Annotated in this window: 16 protein-coding genes; 10 read left to right on the forward strand and 6 right to left on the reverse strand. The window is 57.0% G+C overall.

The genetic code is table 11. The features are described from left to right. The first annotated feature begins 6 nt into the window (after positions 1 to 6). The 6 genes from J2X72_RS16955 to repC all read left to right on the forward strand — a co-directional run bounded on the left by J2X72_RS16955 (position 7) and on the right by repC (position 6838). Positions 7 to 1584 carry a cytochrome ubiquinol oxidase subunit I gene (locus tag J2X72_RS16955; protein WP_310073743.1) on the forward strand — a complete coding sequence of 526 codons (1578 nt, stop codon included), beginning with the start codon at positions 7 to 9 and terminating at the stop codon, positions 1582 to 1584. A 6-nt stretch (positions 1585 to 1590) separates the two neighbouring features. Beyond that, positions 1591 to 2745, forward strand: a complete 1155-nt coding sequence (gene cydB / locus J2X72_RS16960) for a cytochrome d ubiquinol oxidase subunit II (protein ID WP_310073745.1) — start codon at positions 1591 to 1593, stop codon at positions 2743 to 2745. A gap of 15 nt (positions 2746 to 2760) precedes the next feature. After that, positions 2761 to 2886, forward strand: coding sequence for a cytochrome bd-I oxidase subunit CydX (cydX, locus tag J2X72_RS16965; protein WP_210002685.1), 126 nt, complete (start codon positions 2761 to 2763; stop codon positions 2884 to 2886). 249 nt (positions 2887 to 3135) lie between these two features. Next, positions 3136 to 4335, forward strand: a complete 1200-nt coding sequence (gene repA / locus J2X72_RS16970) for a plasmid partitioning protein RepA (protein WP_210002687.1) — start codon at positions 3136 to 3138, stop codon at positions 4333 to 4335. A gap of 82 nt (positions 4336 to 4417) precedes the next feature. Continuing rightward, the gene (gene repB / locus J2X72_RS16975; RefSeq protein WP_310073748.1) at positions 4418 to 5380 is read left to right on the forward strand and encodes a plasmid partitioning protein RepB; all 963 of its coding nucleotides are present in this window, start codon (positions 4418 to 4420) and stop codon (positions 5378 to 5380) included. Positions 5381 to 5539: 159 nt separating this feature from the next. Beyond that, the gene (gene repC, locus J2X72_RS16980) at positions 5540 to 6838 is read left to right on the forward strand and encodes a plasmid replication protein RepC (protein WP_310073750.1); all 1299 of its coding nucleotides are present in this window, start codon (positions 5540 to 5542) and stop codon (positions 6836 to 6838) included. Positions 6839 to 7233: 395 nt separating this feature from the next. Here repC and J2X72_RS16985 read toward each other — a convergent pair whose 3' ends face one another. From J2X72_RS16985 to J2X72_RS17010, 6 genes are all read right to left on the reverse strand, one after another. After that, positions 7234 to 7674, reverse strand: a complete 441-nt coding sequence (locus J2X72_RS16985; RefSeq protein WP_310073752.1) for a hypothetical protein — start codon at positions 7672 to 7674, stop codon at positions 7234 to 7236. A gap of 447 nt (positions 7675 to 8121) precedes the next feature. Further along, positions 8122 to 8490, reverse strand: coding sequence for a hypothetical protein (locus J2X72_RS16990; RefSeq protein ID WP_310073754.1), 369 nt, complete (start codon positions 8488 to 8490; stop codon positions 8122 to 8124). Positions 8491 to 8835: 345 nt separating this feature from the next. Beyond that, complete coding sequence (locus J2X72_RS16995) at positions 8836 to 9537, reverse strand: MgtC/SapB family protein (protein ID WP_310073756.1); 702 nt, start codon at positions 9535 to 9537, stop codon at positions 8836 to 8838. Between the two features lie 81 nt (positions 9538 to 9618). Then, positions 9619 to 9909 carry a DUF1236 domain-containing protein gene (locus J2X72_RS17000; RefSeq protein ID WP_210002699.1) on the reverse strand — a complete coding sequence of 97 codons (291 nt, stop codon included), beginning with the start codon at positions 9907 to 9909 and terminating at the stop codon, positions 9619 to 9621. A gap of 131 nt (positions 9910 to 10040) precedes the next feature. Beyond that, positions 10041 to 11102: a selenide, water dikinase SelD gene (gene selD / locus J2X72_RS17005; RefSeq protein WP_310073762.1), complete on the reverse strand. Its 1062-nt coding sequence runs from the start codon at positions 11100 to 11102 to the stop codon at positions 10041 to 10043. Positions 11103 to 11140: 38 nt separating this feature from the next. Beyond that, entirely contained in the window at positions 11141 to 12238 is a 1098-nt protein-coding gene (locus J2X72_RS17010) for a transglutaminase-like domain-containing protein (protein ID WP_310074217.1), read from the reverse strand. A gap of 478 nt (positions 12239 to 12716) precedes the next feature. On the opposite strand from J2X72_RS17010, the gene fdnG reads away from it, so the two are divergent. From fdnG to fdhE, 4 genes are read left to right on the forward strand one after another with little or no spacing between them, the layout of a single operon-like run. Then, on the forward strand, positions 12717 to 15803 hold the full coding sequence (gene fdnG, locus J2X72_RS17015; protein ID WP_310073764.1) for a formate dehydrogenase-N subunit alpha: 3087 nt from the start codon (positions 12717 to 12719) through the stop codon (positions 15801 to 15803). Positions 15804 to 15812: 9 nt separating this feature from the next. Next, on the forward strand, positions 15813 to 16757 hold the full coding sequence (gene fdxH, locus J2X72_RS17020) for a formate dehydrogenase subunit beta (protein WP_210002705.1): 945 nt from the start codon (positions 15813 to 15815) through the stop codon (positions 16755 to 16757). Then, positions 16754 to 17449: a formate dehydrogenase subunit gamma gene (locus J2X72_RS17025; protein ID WP_310073768.1), complete on the forward strand. Its 696-nt coding sequence runs from the start codon at positions 16754 to 16756 to the stop codon at positions 17447 to 17449. The genes fdxH and J2X72_RS17025 overlap by 4 nt, the downstream gene beginning before the upstream one ends. A gap of 52 nt (positions 17450 to 17501) precedes the next feature. Next, complete coding sequence (gene fdhE, locus J2X72_RS17030) at positions 17502 to 18419, forward strand: formate dehydrogenase accessory protein FdhE (RefSeq protein WP_310073770.1); 918 nt, start codon at positions 17502 to 17504, stop codon at positions 18417 to 18419. Position 18420 lies beyond the last annotated feature (1 nt).

Genomic DNA, 18420 nt, shown 5'->3' on the forward strand with positions numbered 1-18420 from the left:
AAAGTAATGGAACTCGATATCGTGGCGCTGTCGCGCCTGCAATTTGCGATCACAGCTCTCTATCACTTTCTCTTCGTGCCCTTGACGCTTGGACTGTCGATTCTCCTTGCGATCATGGAGACGGTCTATGTGATGACCGGACGCGTCATCTGGCGGCAGATGACCAAATTCTGGGGTACGCTGTTCGGCATCAATTTTGCTCTCGGCGTCGCCACCGGCATTGTCATGGAATTCCAGTTCGGCATGAACTGGAGCTATTACAGCCACTATGTCGGCGACATTTTCGGCGCACCGCTGGCGATCGAAGGGCTGATGGCGTTCTTCCTCGAAGCAACCTTCGTCGGGTTGTTCTTCTTCGGTTGGGATAAGCTTTCGAAGGTCGGACATCTGGCGGCGACCTGGGCGGTGGCGGCGGGGTCGAATTTCTCCGCGCTGTGGATCCTCATCGCCAACGGATGGATGCAAAACCCCGTGGGTTCCGCCTTCAATCCGCAGACGATGCGGATGGAAGTGGTTGATTTCTATGAGGTTTTGTTCAATCCGGTCGCGCAGGCAAAGTTTGTGCACACGGTGTCTGCCGGCTACGTGACGGCATCGATTTTCGTCCTCGGCGTTTCGGCCTGGTATGCCCTCAGGGGCAGGCATATCGAGATCGCCAGGCGTTCGATGACTGTCGCAGCGTCGTTCGGCCTCGCCTCCGCGCTTTCCGTTGTCGTCCTTGGCGACGAGAGCGGCTACCTCTCCGGCGAGCATCAGAAGATGAAGCTCGCGGCCATCGAAGCCATGTGGGAGACTGAACCGGCGCCGGCGGCCTTCACGGTCTTTGGTCTTCCCGACACCGAGGCGCGCGAGACGCATTATGCCGTGCGCGTTCCCTGGGTCATGGGCCTGATCGGCACGCGGTCGCTGACCACCGACATTCCCGGCATCAAGGAGTTGGTCGATCGCGCCAAAGTCAATATCCGCAACGGACTGCTTGCCTATGATGCGCTCCAGCGTATTCGCGAAGCGGGCAGCACCACCGCTGTCGGTCAGGAGGTGCGCGATGCCTTTGAGACGAACGGCGGCGACCTTGGCTATGCGCTGCTGTTGAAGCGCTATGTGGACGACCCGCGCCAGGCGACCGATGAACAGATCGAGAAGGCCGCCTGGGACACGGTGCCAAACGTACCAACGCTGTTCTGGTCGTTCCGCATCATGGTGGGACTGGGTGTGTTCTTCATCCTCTTGACGGCAACGTTCTTCATCCTCTCCATACGGCGCAAGATTGACGCCTATCCGCTCCTGCTGCGCATTGCGGTGTTTGCGATCCCCCTCCCCTGGATTGCGGCGGAACTCGGATGGGTCGTTGCCGAAACCGGCCGCCAGCCATGGACGATCGAAGGCATATTGCCAACGGCGGCTGCGGTTTCCAACCTCGGAGCGTCTTCGCTGCTGTTAACGATCGCCGGGTTCGTCGCGATCTACACGACGCTTTTCGTCGTCGAGATGGGGCTGATGCTCAAGGCAATCAGCAAGGGCCCGGAACCCGATTTCGAGCCGGAAGCAAAGCTGATTTCCCCCAACATCGTACCGGCGGAGTAAACCATCATGATCCTGCATCAATTTATCGATTATGAAACCTTGCGCGTGATCTGGTGGCTGCTGATCGGCGTCCTCCTTATCGGCTTCGCCATCACCGACGGCTTCGACCTCGGCACCGGTACGCTGCTGCCGTTCGTGGCAAAAACCGATATGGAACGGCGCATCGTCATCAACACGGTGGGACCGGTCTGGGAAGGCAACCAGGTCTGGCTTATCGTTGCTGGCGGAGCGATCTTTGCCGCCTGGCCGCCGCTCTATGCGGTATCCTTCTCGGGCTTCTATCTCGCCATGTTCGTCATACTGGCATCGCTTATCCTGCGCCCTGTCGGTTTCAAGTACCGGTCGAAGCGGGATAGCGACACCTGGCGCGCTGCCTGGGATTGCGCCTTATTCATCGGCGGCTTCGTGCCGGCGCTGATCTTCGGTGTGGCTATGGGCAATGTTTTGCAGGGCGTTCCCTTCCGGTTTAACAATGACCTTCGCATCTTCTACGAAGGCTCGTTCTTCGGTCTTCTGAACCCGTTCGCGCTCCTGTGCGGTCTCCTCTCGGTCGCCATGCTGGTCATGCACGGCGGCGCATGGCTGGCGTTGAAGACTTCGGGACCCGTGGCAGAGCGTGCACGCGGATATGGCGTTATTGCCGCGCTGATCACCATCATCCTGTTCTGCCTCGCCGGGCTGTGGGTATGGGCCGGGTTCGGCGGTTATCGCATAACCAGCCCAATTGACCCTACAGCCGCGTCGAACCCCCTTTTGAAAACCGTCGTTGAAGAAAGCGGCGCATGGTTTGCCAATTACGGCAGCTATCCCGTGCTGCTTCTGGCACCGGTCTTTGGCTTCATCGGTGCGGCTGGCGCGTTTATCGGGCTGAGAGCAAGATGGGAGATCGCGACGATCCTCTCAAGCGCACTGTCGATCTTCGGGATCATCTCGACGGTGGGCGTTTCGATGTTTCCGTTTATCCTCCCGTCATCGCTCGATCCGAGATCCAGCCTGACCGTATGGGACGCATCGTCGAGCCATCTGACCCTGTTCATCATGCTGGTTGTCACGGTGATCTTCATTCCGCTGATCGTCGCCTATACGAGTTGGGTCTACCACGTCCTTTGGGGCAAGGTCGACGAGGACACGATCAACGACGAGAGCGGTCACGCTTACTAACGAAGGGACAAGAACATGTGGTATTTCGCCTGGCTCCTCGGACTGCCTTTCGCTGCCGCCTTCGCAGTACTGAATGCGATGTGGTACGAACTGGTGGAAGACGACAAATCAAGAAAGAAAACGGCAGAGAGGGAGTTGTAAGGATATTTCCTCCTCAAGATCCGCTGATATTTACTGCGGTAAAATCAGCGGATTTATCGAGCAAAAACAAATCCGTGCACTCCAGGAGTCACTTATCCGAAATTCAAAATTGTACAGTAAAGTTGTTAGCTTCACGCGCGTTAACCTTTTGTTAACCTAAAAAATCTTGCCGGATCAATCGAATCGGAGCTTAATAGCGGTTCTTAAAAGGATTGCTTTGAAAAAGCGCTATTAGAGGTTTCGATTCCGATGAACATCGCAATGCCTCTGCCAAAGTTCGAGTTCGACGACAAGATTCTCGATCAGGGTGCGGAGATTTCTCGCCGGCTGAATCAGCTTCGGATGGAAAAATTTCCACCGAATGCGAAGAAGACATTGCGGCAGTTCTCCATGGCCGAGGTAGCACATTACCTTGGTGTGACGCAGAACAATCTCAAGCGCCTGCACCTCGAAGGAAAAGGTCCGGTCCCTGCCCAGGTATCGTCAGGCCGCCGTTCCTATACGGCCGAACAGATGCTGGAGCTGCGCCATTATCTCGACCGCAACGGCCGCACCGAAGTGAAGAAGTATGTTCCGCACCGCAAGCAGGGCGACAAGCTGCAGGTTATCGCCGTCGTCAACTTCAAGGGCGGGTCCGGCAAGACCACGACTGCGGCACATCTCTCGCAATATCTGGCGCTGACCGGCCACCGCGTGCTCGCCATCGACCTTGATCCACAAGCCTCGCTGTCGGCACTGCATGGCTTCCAGCCGGAACTCGACCGGAACCTGTCGCTCTACGAAGCCATCCGTTACGACGACGAGCGCAGGCCCGTGGCGGAAGTCATTCTTCCGACCAATTTTCCTGGCCTCGACATCATTCCCGCCAATCTCGAATTGCAGGAATATGAATATGACACGCCGCTTGCCATGCAGGACAAGACATCGCGTGACGGCCGCCAGTTCTTCACCCGCATCGCCAGCGCGCTTGAGGAAGTGGATGGCCGCTATGACGTGGTCGTTATCGATTGCCCGCCGCAACTGGGCTATCTGACGCTGACGGCCATGTCGGCTGCGACATCCGTATTGATCACCGTGCATCCGCAGATGCTCGACCTCATGTCGATGTCGCAATTCCTGCTGATGCTTGGCGGCATCCTCAAGACCGTCAAACAAGCAGGGGCACGCGTCGAACTCGATTGGTTCCGCTATCTGATTACACGCTACGAGCCGATGGATATCCCGCAAGCCCAGATGGTCGGGTTCATGCAGTCCATGCTGGCGGAGGAGATCCTCACCAATCCGATGTTGAAATCGACGGCGGTATCGGATGCGGGCCTGACCAAGCAGACACTCTACGAAGTCGAGAAAACGAGCTTCACGCGCACGACCTATGAACGCGCTATTGAATCGCTGGACGCTGTGAATTCAGAAATTACAGCTCTCGTCCACAGAGCGTGGGGGCGCTGAAATGACAAGCGGCTTTACGGCGGTAAAAACCAAGCTTTTTGCTTGTGAAATCAGTTTGTTAATCCGAAACGGGAGCAGATAGATGGCCCGTAAAGACATTTTTAGCAGTGTGATGAACCCGGCGCCGGCAAGACCCGAGCGCAATGACGCATTGTCCTATGTCGTCAGCGGCGCTTCGCGTTCGATCAAAAGTTCCTTCGAAGAACTCGCCAAAGGCAGTGTTGTCGAACTTGACCCGACACTTGTCGACGGCTCTTTCGTGTCAGACCGGATCGACGACGACGACGAGGCTTTTCAGGAACTGCTTGCCGCCGTGAAGGAGCGGGGCCAGGACTCGCCCATACTGGTGCGTCCGCATCCCGCCGCTTCGGGCCGCTATCAGGTTGTTTTCGGACATCGCCGCGTCAAGGTTGCCAAGCAGCTCGGACGACAGGTTCGTGCCGTCGTCAAGCCGATGGCCGATCAGGATCACGTGATTGCTCAGGGCCAGGAAAACGCTGCCCGATCAAATCTGTCGTTCATCGAACGCACATTGTTTGCCAAGCGTCTCGCCGACCTCGGCTATGATCAGTCAGTCATCAAGTCCGCTCTTGCCCTGGATGCGACGACATTTTCGAAGATGCAGTCGGTCGCGGCTCATATTCCGGAGGCGATCATACTCGCGATCGGCTCGGCCAAGGCTACCGGGCGGGACCGTTGGTGGCAGCTGTCAAAGCTCCTGCAGATGCCGGGCAATGCCGAGAGGGCGGCAAACTTCACAAGATCGGATGATTTTGCCGCTGAAACCGGCGATGCGCGGTTTGCTTTGCTGTCGGATTTCCTGGCAAAAACCAAGCGCCCGGCGAAAGGCGTGGCGCCGGCGGCCAAAGCCTGGGCGGCACAGGACAAATCGGTGAAGGTGGAAATCAAGGATAGCGGCAAGGCATTCACACTGGCTTTGAAGGCGAAGAACGCCTCACGCTTTGGCGCATACATTGCAGACAACCTCGACGAGCTCTATCGGGCTTTCCAGGGGTCGCAAGCTTCAACCAAAACAGGAGATTAATCCGCAAAAGAAAAAAGCCCACCTCAACATCGCTGTCTCGGAAGGCTTCTCTCATATCTCTAGCAGGATCGAGAATCGCATTTCCCCGAATCAGTGTCAAGACTTTTTGACGTCGTTTTGGCGAGCGGATTTCTTTTGCCTTTAGAAAGGTAAGAGACAATGCAGACGGGGAATGCATTCACGACGCCCTTCGGGCGGCGGTCGCTGTCGCTTGGCATGCTGGCAACGCAGGCGCAGGCGCTGGAGATCGATCCGAAAGCGTCGATCGACAAATGGAAATTGTTTCGGAGCCTGTGTGAGGCGAGGGCACTCATCGGAATCTCCGATCGGGCGCTTGTCGTTTTGAACGCGCTTTTGACATTCTACCCACAGACGGATCTTTGTGAGGCCAACGGTCTCGTGGTGTTTCCATCGAACATGCAACTTTCGCTGCGCGCACACGGTATGGCCCCGGCGACGCTGCGGCGGCATTTGAGTGCGCTGGTGGAAACCGGACTGATTTTCCGCAAGGACAGCCCCAATGGCAAGCGCTACGCCCGCAAGGCGAGGGCAGGGGAGGGCGGCGAGGCATTCGGCTTCTCCTTGGCGCCATTGGTCTCGCGTGCGGCTGAATTTGAGGCTTTGGCCGAACGGGTGCGTTCGGAGCGATTGCAACTGAAGCTGATGAAGGAGCGCGTCACGCTGCTGCGCCGCGATATCGTCAAGCTGATCGAACTTGGCTTTGAAGAACTGCCGCACATTGACTGGAGCGCCCAGTATCAGCGGTTTCGCGCGGTGATAGATGATATACCGCGTCAGGCAACGATCGGCGATCTGGAGCCCGCTGTCGATGGACTGGAATGTCTCCAGCTGGAGATATCCAATCTATTGGAAGATAAGCTCAATTTTCAAAAAACAAGCGCCAAAGAGTCTCATTCTGAGCGCCACAAACAGAATTCAAACACCCAATCCCAATCTGATCTTGAACCTGGCTTCAGAAAAAACCAAGGGTCAAAAACTGCGCTGGAACCTGAAACAGAAGTGGCCATTGAAACACGATACGGCAAAGCGATCACAATCCCGTTGGAAAGGGGAGGGGGCGATGGTACAGACCCGGGGCTCCCTGATGCCAAACCCGTGCCGCTCGGCCTTGTCCGACAAGCTTGTCCGCAAATCACAGCCTATGCGAGGAACGGTATCGCAAATTGGTCGGATCTGATGGCAGCAGCCGTGATCGTCCGCTCCATGCTTGGCGTCAGCCCCTCAGCATACGAGGAAGCCTGCGATGTCCTCGGACAGAAAAATGCGGCCATCGCCATTGCGTGCATCCTCGAACGAGCCGAGGAGATCAATTCCGCCGGCGGCTATTTGAGAGCGCTCACAGACAAGGCGGGGAGGGGCGAGTTCTCGGTCTGGCCGATGGTGTTGGCGCAACTTAGAGCTAGCGGCTCGCACGTCCGCTTGGTCACCGCGAAATGAACCAACATTTGCAATGTCAAAGCAGCGACGATATCTTCGGATGCCAGCGGCTTACGCGTATCTCGAATTCAAGGCCAGGCGTCCAAGATGGAAGAGACGAAAACCCAACGGCGAGCGCTATAGCTCAAAAGATTTAGGGGATTAGGAAGTCCAGTGAACGGAACTTAACTGGAAGTTAGATGCGGTATGAAGAAAAATATTAACCTAAACAGGTCCTTAACAAGAACTCGCCTACCGTAAGAAAGTGCGGGCCGCAAAGTCGGAAATAAATTCAGCTTTGCACCGCAAGGATGTTCCGCTCTATTTCTTCTGGATCATCCGTACACACAAAGCTTTGCCTGCGGCCGCTGGAGGAGCGTGCCGCTTTAAAGGAAGACCTTGAAGCGCCGACGGTTCTAACCGACAAACATCTCGCGCAACCGAGCCAACATGCCTCGCCTTGTCCCTGTGGGCACGAGCCGACGGATGTAATAGGCAGCCGTCGCGGCGTTTACCGTCGCGCCAAAATGGCAATAGCAAATAACGTTGTGCAACTGGCGGTCAGTCAGTTCGAAGAAGCGTTTGGCTTCCCCATAGCTGTCGTTTTCCAAACCGGCAGCACGCAGGACAGGATCGTCGAACGCCACCGAGATCGGGGAGCCCTCTCCACGCATGGCAGCGCGCTGACTGGCCGGTTGATACTCTGTTTGATGCAACGTCGAAAGGCGCCGCTCGGGATTCCGTTCAAGCAGCGCCGCCCAACGCTCAAGACGTTGGCTTTTGGATAAGGTTTGGCGAGGGTAGTCCTGATCGACCTCGGCCACGATCTGCAGTTGTTCAAGGGCATGATGCTTCATTTTGGCCTCCTACTCTGACAATAGTTGGTCCGCCCATTGCAATAAAACCCCACCACAAAAGTGACTCCAAAGGATCACGAAGTCCAATCACGTTGCGGCCTGGGCTATTGCGTTCACAAAAACGTGCTCCCGCCCAAGCAAAAATTCCGGCTTACGCTCTCGCGGGGTCAGCCTTCAAATGCCCGAAATGGAACAATTGGTTGCATAGGAACGTTGTTCTGCCAGACCAAACGCGTGCGCGGTCGCTAAGCAACTTAGGAGGCCACCCATGGATCTCACCACACTTCTTATCATCGTGCTTATACTGCTTGTGCTGGGCGGAGGCGGCTGGTACGGCCGCGGACGCTGGTACTAGATTACAACTGCGTATAAAAATGACCCGGCTTAAAATGCAAGCCGGGTCCCGGTACGGAGGGGAGGTCGGTTGATCTCCCCTCGTCATTTTAATCAATCCTTACAATCCTCTGCTTTGGCCAAGGCGGTTTTATCGCCTTTTTGTTGAGCCGTAACGTCCTGCTGCGACGTAGCAAGATTAGGGTCGCCGCCACCTTCCTTGTTGGCTAACGGCATGGTCTTACCGTCTTTTTGGACCGCCTGACCTTCACTGCTACTGGTCGTCGTCCCAGTGCTTGCTGCTCCGGTTTGAGTCTGGCTATTGGCGTCACTTTCCAGTGGCGCCTTGCTGCCATCCTTGGCGATGCCCTTTTGAGCTTCAGCTTTCACTGACCCTGTGGTGTCTGGACATGCAGCCAAAGCGGTACCCGACGCAAAGGCGATCGCGCCAATGGCGATTATAGCGGATGTGATCGTTTTCATTTCCATCATCCCTCTTGGTTGACATGCCAGATAAACCGATATCCGGGGCAATTGTTCCTGATCGATGCCGATGGGGCGGTTTGGTCGCGGTCCACCGGGCAAGGAGAAAAGATCAACGCCTTATTCAGTCCGCCAGCAGACGAAGGGGGAACCAATTCGGATTTCATTTGTTTTTTGGACGCTGATTTTCCAGGTCAGCTGAGCCCATGATGCAGCTACGCCGCCCATATTCAGGGCTCACCAACTTGGCGGCGAGTCCTCAAGCTCGCCGTCTTTTTTGGCTTTTCCTCGATTGGTCAAATGCTTGGTTAGTGTCTGTCCCGACCGCCGCAAGGATGGTCTCTGTTAATCGGATTGCCTTATCGTATCAAACCCATCGACCGAGTAATTCTTTTCCAGGAATTCCAGAAGATCGGTGGGCGGAGCTCCTGTTTCAGGCCGGCGCCACCGAATCTCGTATGAAACAATCGAGTGGCCGTTTTCGGCGCTTCGAACTTTTTTCACGAAACGCGCCCGATAGCCGAGAGGACGGATGCCACTTTCAATATCCGGCAAGGGTTCGCCCGATGTGTGGATGATGGACAATATCGCTCTGTGCTCCCGGGGGATACGGTTGTCCAACCATTTCAAGGCCCACAGCGTCAGAAATGCCAGCGCTGTGACCATGCCTGCCAGGGCAAGTTGACCACCACCGAATGCCAGCCCGATTGCGGTCATGACCCAGAGCGTGGCCGCGGTGGTCACGCCGGTAACAATGTCGCCGCGTTTGAATATGGCTCCGCCGCCGATAAAACCGACGCCCGTGAGAATGCCGAGTGGAAGCCGCAGGACGTCCATATTGACGAAGAACCCGGGCTCTTTGCCGTCCGTGGATAACAAGAGATTGGCCTGAATCATCGCCGCGCAAGCCGCGAGGCCCACAAGGATCGTCGTGCGAAAGCCGGCGGCACGCCCGCCGGCTTCCCGGTCAAGCCCGATTATCGCGCCCGCAGCGACGGTCAGCAGCAATCGAACGACAATATCTTCCAGAGTTGGATTAAGCGGCATTGGGCTTGTCACCTCGATACCGAAGCCCGCTACGCGAGGCAGCGGGCTTTTTCTCCATTCATCAGATTGGCAAAGCTTTAATCAATGGGACAGATAGACAACTTTTCGATCTTTCGTCGAAACGATGACCGGCTGCTTCTTAACATAGACATAACTGTAGTCCGGGCTGTCCGGTATAGGCACCAACCGGACATCCTCGGGGATTGCGGTTCCGACGGCCACATCGTCATCGATCATGATGTCTTCAGACGGGTTGGCGATCACATAGTCCCGCGCCGGCTGGGGCACTTCAACGATGACGGTATCTTGCGCGAGAACCTGACCGGCTCCCGCGAACATCAAGGCAGCGGTTAGAAGAAGTATGCGTTTCATGAGTTTACTCTCCCTGGATTTACCCTTCCCTTCAACATGCCTAATCGACGATGGGCGATTTGGTTCCGAACCCGAGACCAGATACCTGTCGCGGAACGCTCGTTGCTCAGAGGGAGAATGTCGGGCGATTGTCAGGCAACGACGTGCAATCCAGGCTCACCCGCCTCAACGGATCCAATGATTCGGGCTGCAGGATAACCCGCAGCGGTGATCTGCTGGAGCAGGTCCTCGGCACGTCCTGCGCTGCAGGAAACGAGAAGCCCGCCAGAGGTCTGGGGATCGGTCAGCAGGTGACGCCGCCATACCGGGAAATCGTCGGGCAAGACGATGTCTGTATCGTAGCTCGCCCAATTGCGATGCGAGGCACCGGTGACGAAACCTTCCTTTGCGAGTTGGGCGCCGTGGGTGAAAACCGCAATATCGTCCGCGCGCAGCGAGATGTGCACATTCGATCCCCTTGCCATCTCGAGGGCATGGCCCAGAATGCCGAAGCCGGTGACGTCGGTAATGGCATGCACATCCGCATCCTTGGCGAGTTCACTGCCGATGCGGTTGAGGTGCGTCGTCGATGCGATGAGTTCGGAATAGGCATCCGCCGGCAACATGCCTTTCTTGAACGCCGCCGAGTAGATACCGACACCAAGCGCCTTGGTCAGGATCAGCGCGTCGCCGGGCCTGGCACCGCTATTGCGCCGCAGATTGGCGATGGGGCAGGTGCCGACGACCGCAAGACCATAGATCGGCTCGGGAGAATCGATCGAATGGCCGCCGGCGACAGGGATACCGGCCTCGGAGCAGATCGCACTTCCGCCCCTCAGGATCTCGCGCACCATCTCGGCCGGCAGTTTGTCGATCGGCATGCCGAGAATGGCGAGTGCCATAATCGGTTTTCCGCCCATTGCATAGACATCCGAGATGGCATTGGTTGCGGCGATCCGGCCGAAGTCGAAAGGATCATCGACCATGGGCATGAAGAAATCCGTCGTCGCGATAACGCAGGTTTCGTCATCGAGCTGCCAGGCGGCGGCATCGTCACCGGTCTCGGTGCCGACAAGCAACCGGGCAAACGGTCCGGTGACGGGTTGATCCGCAAGCAATTGCTGCAGGACAGACGGTGCCAGCTTGCATCCGCATCCGCCACCATGGGACAGCGAGGTGAGGCGTACCGGCGACAATGACGTTCTATCATCCATGATGCGGCTCCATGCGATTTTTCGAAGTCTGGATCGGGTCAGATCGTGATCTCTCGTGACCGGATCGCATATCTGAACGCATCGGGTTCAAGGCAATCTAGCCTGACCGATGCAACTTCGGCCTGCGGGTACATCAGGAAACCGAGCGCCGCTCCGCTCGAACCGGGCAATATCACGTCGCGGCCGTCATTATAGGCGATCCAATTGCCTTCCCAGGCGCCAAACAGCGTCTCGCGCGCCGCAACCACCTTGGGACTGTCAGCCGGAAGACCGCCCTCCGCCTCCTCAAGCATGACCTTTCGAACATCCGCTGGATCAACAGGCACCCAGCCAAAGTCAGAAAGATAGACTTCCGCCCGGCAATGCTGTGCTTTGGTGACGATCTCGTTCTTGGCGCCGAGGCTCTTGTAACCGAAGCTGGATGGCGCAACGCGGAGACCGTAAACATCGCGTGCAGGCAGACCGGCGGCTCGGGCAAGGCCGACATAGAGAGCGTTCAGATCGGCACATTTGCCGCCAAGGTTGCCGCTCCTCAACATGGACACGACATCACCGGAACCGCAACCGCGCGTGGCCGCATTCCGGTATGTGTTCTCAACAACCCAATCGTAAATCAACTTCGCCTTTTCGATCTCGTTCGCAGTATCGCCGACGATCCTGTCGGATGTTTCCTTGACGATGCCATCAGTGGGGACAAGCCAGCTTCCGGCCAGATATCGTGCGCGCTCGACACTGTTAAGCGGCGTGGGGCTCACTGGCTTGGAAAGATCGATGGCACGATCGCGTGTGGCAACACGGCTGATGATCTCGACGGCAGGTGCTACGCTGCCGGCTTTCCACTCGACAAGCAGCATGTCAGTGTCATTGGTCGGACTATGAACGATCCTGGCGCCGGTCGCATTGGTCGTCCATGTGCTTGTTTCTGGCCGGTTCCAGTCGCTGGCGCTGAAACCGGGCAATGGAATCCACGCCCGCCCGCTGCCCTCGGTGCCTGAGGGCTCGATACGGGTTGTGATTTCGAAGGTCCGCCAGGCGGCAGGTTTTGGCGCAAAAGCAGGACCCGCAAACGCCCGTCCTGGCATTGCGGCCATCACTGCCGTTGCGGCCCCGATTTTCAGGAATTCGCGGCGATCTATCATTTCATGCCCTCCCGATTTGATGACATCAATGGCACTGGCAGACGGCTAAACTGTACGTGGTGAAAGCTTTTCGGATTTTGCGGAAGACAGGAAGGCGCACTCCAGAAAAAGCCCGCCGCAACCGGGGAGCATTCTGCGTCTGAAGCACCATCACAACTGCCCCGAAACTCGGGAGCGACAAGTAAGCTCACGCATTTATTCTTGTCCATTTGAGATTGAACGTCAATTCGTCATTGCTGACATTCGCGTGTCCCCGAATTGAGCAGTAAAGGCGGCGAGTATTGTACTGCCGCCATTCACCAAGGGTGCTCAGAGCACGCATTTTAATCTGATAATTACATTCATGTTTGATGGCTTCTTATTGATTTGACAATAAAATATGGTCAGGTAGGATTTTACTTGAAATGCCAATGGTTTGTGTCTGATCTCCGGCATGCTTTATCGGCAGTGCCGGTTTAAAGGGAGATAACATGCTATGAACATGGAACTCTCGCGGCGCCAGTTTCTTGCGGCGACCGGCGCGGGTGTTGCCGGTACGGCGCTTGGCGCTTTTGGCTTTGGCGAGATCGAAGCCGCCCATGCCGAAGCGATACGCGCTTTCAAACTCGTAAACACCACCGAAACCCGGAACACCTGCCCCTATTGCTCGGTTGCATGCGGTATCATCATGTACTCGAAGGGCGACCTGAAAAAAGGCGAAAAGGCCGAGATCGTCCATATCGAGGGCGACACCGACCACCCGACAAATCGCGGAACGCTGTGCCCGAAGGGCGCCGCCCTGCTTAACTTCGTCAAAGCCGAGACGCGTCTGAAGTATCCGATGGTCCGTAAGCCCGGCTCGGACAAGTTCGAGCGTATCTCCTGGAATGACGCGCTTGATCGCATCGCCCGGTTGATGAAGGACGACCGCGACGGCAATTTCGTCCAGAAGAACAATGACGGCGTGACCGTAAATCGATGGACGACGACCGGCTTCCTTGCCGCCTCCGCAACAACGAACGAAACAGCGTTTGCCACCTATAAGGTCGTGCGCAGCGCAGGTATGCTGGTATTCGATAACCAGGCACGTGTCTGACACGGCCCAACGGTGTCCAGTTTGGGCCCAACATTTGGCCGTGGTGCAATGACCAATTCCTGGACTGATATCAGGAATACGGACCTTGTTATCATCATGGGCGGCAATGCCGCCGAAGCACACCCTTGTGGTTTCAAATGGGTCACGGAGGCCAAGGCCAACCGTGGTGCCAAGCTTATCGTCGTCGATCCCCGCTTCACGCGTTCTGCGTCGGTGGCTGATTTCTATGCGCCCATCCGTCAGGGGTCGGACATAGCCTTCCTGCTTGGTGTGATGAATTACTGCATCCAGAACAACAAGGTGCAGTGGGACTATGTGAAGGCATTCACCAATGCCGCCTTCATCGTCAAGGACGGCTTTGAATATAAGGACGGCCTGTTTACCGGTTACGCCGAGACAAAGCGCGACTATGACAGGTCGACCTGGAATTATGTGATCGGCGACGATGGTTACGCTGTGGTCGATGACACGCTGACCAATCCACGCTGCGTGTGGAACTTGTTGAAAGCGCATATCTCCATCTATACGCCCGAAATGGTCGAGCGCATCTGCGGCACGCCCAAGGAGAAGTTCCTGAAGGTTGCGGAGATGATCTCGCAATGCTCGACGCCGACCAAGACGATGACGTCCATGTATGCGCTCGGCTGGACCCAGCATTCAAAGGGTTCGCAGAACATCCGCTCGATGGCGATGCTACAACTCATCCTCGGCAATATTGGCGTACGCGGCGGTGGCATGAACGCGCTGCGCGGGCACTCCAATATTCAGGGGCTGACGGATGTAGGCCTGATGTCGAACCTGCTTCCGGGCTACATGACGCTGCCAAATGAAAAAGAGGTGGATTTCGACACCTACATGTCGACACGCGGCTTCAAGCCGCTCCGGCCCAACCAGATGAGCTACTGGCAGAACTATAGGAAGTTCTTCGTCAGTTTCCTCAAGTCGATGTGGGGCCCGGCGGCGACGCCGGAAAACCATTTCGCTTTTGATTGGCTGCCCAAGCTCGATGTGCCGGGTTACGATGTGCTGCGCGCCTTCGAACTCATGAACCAGGGCAAGATGACAGGATACATCTGCCAGGGGTTCAACCCCCTGCTTGCAGCGCCAAACAGAACGAAGCTGACCGCATCCCTGTCCAAGCTCAAATTCCTCGTGACGATGGATCCCCTCGACACGGAAACCTCGCGGTTCTGGGAAAATCACGGCGAGTTCAACGACGTTGATTCTTCGCAAATCCAGACGGAAGTCTATCAGCTGCCTTCGACCTGCTTTGCTGAAGACGAAGGCTCGCTCACCAATTCCGGGCGTTGGCTGCAGTGGCATTGGCCCGGCGGTACCGCTCCCGGCGAAGCGAAGACGGATAACTGGATCATGGCGCAAATCTATACGCGCCTGCGAGACCTTTACCGCAAGGAGGGCGGAGCATTCCCCGATCCGATCCTCAACCTTGATTGGTCGTATGCCGATCCGGGCGAGCCGACTGCCGAGGAACTTGCCAAGGAACTGAACGGCAAAGCGCTGGCTCCGGTGATGGATCCGGCAGATCCGACCAAGGTGGTAGTTGAAGCCGGCAAACTGGTGCCAAGCTTCGCCGCGTTGCGCGATGATGGCTCCACGGCAAGCGGATGCTGGATTTATTCCGGCTGCTTCAACGAGAACGGCAACAACATGGCCCGGCGCGATACGTCGGACCCTGACGAGACCGGCGCTTACTCGAAATGGGCATTTTCGTGGCCCGTCAACCGCCGTATCCTCTATAATCGGGCTTCGGCGGACCTGAATGGCAAGGCCTGGGACCCCAGTCGCAAGCTGATCGAGTGGGACGGCCAGAAATGGTCAGGCTACGACGTGCCGGATATTGCCCCGACCGCCAAGCCACAGGATGTCGGTCCATTCATTATGAATGCGGAGGGCGTATCGCGCCTCTTCGTCGTTGGGATGATGCGGGATGGTCCATTCCCGTCGCACTACGAACCGTTCGAGTCACCAGTGACAAACCTCATCGCCCCGAAAATCCGGGGCAATCCGGTGGCGCGGGTGTTCAAGGGCGATTTCGCGCAGTTTGCCGAACCCGCGTCCCAGGAATTTCCTTATGCGGCAACGTCCTACCGTCTTACCGAACACTTCCACTACTGGACCAAGCATGTCTGGGTGAACGCCGTCCTGCAGCCGGAATTCTTCGTCGAGATATCGGAAGAACTTGCGAAGGAGAAAGGCATCGTCAAAGGCGGCTGGGTACGCGTGTGGTCCAAGCGTGGATCGGTCAGGGCCAAGGCTGTGGTCACGAAGCGGATCAAACCGTTGATCTGCGACGGCAAGCCGGTTCATGTGGTGGGTATTCCGTTGCACTGGGGTTTCACCGGGGCGGCGAAGAAGGGCTTCGGCCCCAATTCCCTCACGCCTTTCGTCGGTGACGCCAATATCGAGACGCCTGAATACAAGGCGTTCCTGGTCAATATAGAGCCCATCGCCGGGCCGGTGGCATAGGAGGTTACCATGTTCCCGCCTGTCCCAAACCCGACGACCCAGCCTGTACCGCCGAAATTCGGCGATCAGGATTTGATCCGCCGGTCGGCCTCAAACGTGACACCACCCGCACAACGGCAGACCGAAGTGGCAAAGCTCATCGACGTCTCCAAGTGCATCGGTTGCAAAGCCTGCCAATCGGCCTGTATCGAGTGGAACGACACGCATCCGGAAATCGGAATCAATACCGGCGTCTACGATAACCCGCATGACCTGACGCCGGATATGTTCACGCTGATGCGGTTCACCGAGTGGGAAAACCCGGAAACGAACAATCTCGAGTGGCTCATCCGCAAGGATGGTTGCATGCATTGCGAGGATCCGGGCTGCCTCAAGGCTTGCCCGGCACCCGGCGCCATCGTGCAATATTCGAATGGCATCGTCGATTTCGTCCACGAGAACTGCATTGGCTGCGGTTATTGCATCAAGGGATGCCCGTTCAATATTCCGCGCATCTCCGAGGTCAGTCACACCGCCTACAAGTGCACGCTCTGCTCCGACCGCATCGCCGTTGGGCAGGGACCAGCCTGTGCCAAGGCATGCCCGACGCAAGCGATCGTTTTTGGTACAAAGGATGAGATGAAGGAGCATGCGGCAGGGCGCATCACCGATCTGAAATCGCGCGGTTTTGCCAATGCGGGACTTTACGATCCACCGGGCGTCGGCGGCACGCACGTCATGTATGTGCTGCATCATGCGGATAAACCGGAAATCTACGCAGGACTGCCGAACAATCCGCGCATCAGCCCGATCGTAGAGGCCTGGAAGGGTGTCACGAAATATGCAGGGCTCGCTGTGATCGGTTTTGCTGCTGCAGCCGGGTTCATGCATTATCTGGTTGCCGGTCCGAACCGGGTTTCCGAGGAGGATGAAGAGGCCGCTGAAAGGCTGGCCGGAGAGGAACCTCGTCCATGAGCACGGATTACGACGTGGAGAAGGGCGATAGCGTTCATCCAGGCAAGCCCGTTACCGTCGACCGCTACACGGCAGGTGCGCGCGTCAATCATTGGATCACGGCGACGAGCCTTGTGCTCCTGGCGCTGTCCGGCCTTGCCTTGTTCCATCCCCGCCTCTTTTTCCTGACTGGGCTCTTTGGCGGAGGCCCGTTGACGCGGATCATTCATCCGTGGATCGGCGTTCTCCTGTTCTTCAGTTTTTTCGGCCTGTTTTTCCGCTTCTGGAAAGCCAATCTCTGGAAGAGCGAGGATGGCACCTGGCTTGCGCGCATTCGGGATGTGCTGACGGGAAATGAAGAACGCTTGCCGGAGGTGGGTAAATACAATGCGGGACAGAAATTTGTCTTCTGGTCGATGTCGGCTCTTATCATCGTGCTGATTACAACGGGCCTGATAATCTGGGATCAGTATTTCTCGGTGTTCACCACAATCGAGCAGAAACGATGGGCCGTGCTTATTCACGCGATTGCCGCTATTTGTGCGATCAGTGTCTGGATCATCCATGTCTATGCAGCGATCTGGGTGCGCGGTACAATAAGGGCAATGACCCGTGGTTCTGTGACTGGCGGCTGGGCGTGGAGGCATCATCGCAAATGGTTGCGTGAGCTGGTCGGCAAAGCATCAAAAGGCAAATCGACGCCCGCCGAGTAACAGGGCGTTCAACATCGGTCCACGTGGCCCGGCGGGTTCGTGAGGGAGTTTTATGAGTCGTAAAAGCGCGGTCGTACCGGATCCAACAGCGATTGGGAATATTGCGTCACCGCCCTTTGCACGCCTGCCCGATCCCGCTTCGCTGTTTTCTACCAGATCAAGACGTCTGCGCCAGTTGGCTGAAACAAGCGATCTGGCACCCTATCTGAATTTCCTTGCAGACGTCGCCCAAGCCCAAAACGATATCCAGCCGGATTTGCCTCGGCCGGAAAGCCCGGACGCCGAAGCGATTGCGCGTGCACGCGCGTTCGAAATGCCACCACTCGACCGAAGTCTGGTCGAGGGCGATCGGTCGATCGGCACTTTATTCGATCGCCTGTTCGCCGCGGCTGCCACAATCGAGAAGCCCGTTGCCGCGGCCAAAGCGCTGGCTCGCGTGACAGCAGCCGACCCTGCCAAACGTCTTGCGATGGCGCAGACCGTATTCTCCAACACATTGCCCGGCGATGCGATTGCCGAGCATGTCTTTGTATGGGCGGGGCTGCAGCTATATTTCGCCCGTCTTGCATCCGTTCTTGATGTGACCGCGCTGGCGCCGGTCGCCGATGGCGTTTGTCCCGTCTGTGGTGGCGCCCCGATGTCTTCGATGGTCGTCGGCTGGCCCGGTTCGCACGGCGCACGGTTTTGCTCTTGTTCACTCTGCGGCACACTCTGGCACTATGTCCGGGTCAAATGCGTGCTCTGCGGTTCCACCAAGGGCATCGGTTATCAGGAGATCGACGGACAAGGCGGGATCGTCAAGGCCGAGACCTGCGATGAATGCCATGGCTGGTCGAAGATACTGTATCAGGACAAGGAGCCCGCGGCCGACCCCGCTGCCGATGATGTGGCGAGCCTGAGCCTCGATCTGGTGATGCGGGATGGGCCTTATCACCGCGGCGGGTTTTCTCCGCTGTTGGCCGGCTTTTAGG

Origin of the sequence: Phyllobacterium sp. 1468 (assembly GCF_031455525.1) — a bacterium.
Taxonomy (GTDB): Bacteria; Pseudomonadota; Alphaproteobacteria; order Rhizobiales; family Rhizobiaceae; genus Phyllobacterium.

Coding starts and splice junctions, on each gene's coding strand:
- cydB (WP_310073745.1), top strand. CDS start 1,591: ATGATCCTGCATCAATTTATCGATTATGAAACCTTGCGCGTGATCTGG.
- J2X72_RS16985 (WP_310073752.1), bottom strand. CDS start 7,674: ATGAAGCATCATGCCCTTGAACAACTGCAGATCGTGGCCGAGGTCGAT.
- J2X72_RS17000 (WP_210002699.1), bottom strand. CDS start 9,909: ATGAAACGCATACTTCTTCTAACCGCTGCCTTGATGTTCGCGGGAGCC.
- J2X72_RS16955 (WP_310073743.1), top strand. CDS start 7: ATGGAACTCGATATCGTGGCGCTGTCGCGCCTGCAATTTGCGATCACA.
- selD (WP_310073762.1), bottom strand. CDS start 11,102: ATGGATGATAGAACGTCATTGTCGCCGGTACGCCTCACCTCGCTGTCC.
- fdhE (WP_310073770.1), top strand. CDS start 17,502: ATGAGTCGTAAAAGCGCGGTCGTACCGGATCCAACAGCGATTGGGAAT.
- repB (WP_310073748.1), top strand. CDS start 4,418: ATGGCCCGTAAAGACATTTTTAGCAGTGTGATGAACCCGGCGCCGGCA.
- J2X72_RS16995 (WP_310073756.1), bottom strand. CDS start 9,537: ATGCCGCTTAATCCAACTCTGGAAGATATTGTCGTTCGATTGCTGCTG.
- J2X72_RS16990 (WP_310073754.1), bottom strand. CDS start 8,490: ATGAAAACGATCACATCCGCTATAATCGCCATTGGCGCGATCGCCTTT.
- repC (WP_310073750.1), top strand. CDS start 5,540: ATGCAGACGGGGAATGCATTCACGACGCCCTTCGGGCGGCGGTCGCTG.
- repA (WP_210002687.1), top strand. CDS start 3,136: ATGAACATCGCAATGCCTCTGCCAAAGTTCGAGTTCGACGACAAGATT.
- fdxH (WP_210002705.1), top strand. CDS start 15,813: ATGTTCCCGCCTGTCCCAAACCCGACGACCCAGCCTGTACCGCCGAAA.
- cydX (WP_210002685.1), top strand. CDS start 2,761: ATGTGGTATTTCGCCTGGCTCCTCGGACTGCCTTTCGCTGCCGCCTTC.
- J2X72_RS17025 (WP_310073768.1), top strand. CDS start 16,754: ATGAGCACGGATTACGACGTGGAGAAGGGCGATAGCGTTCATCCAGGC.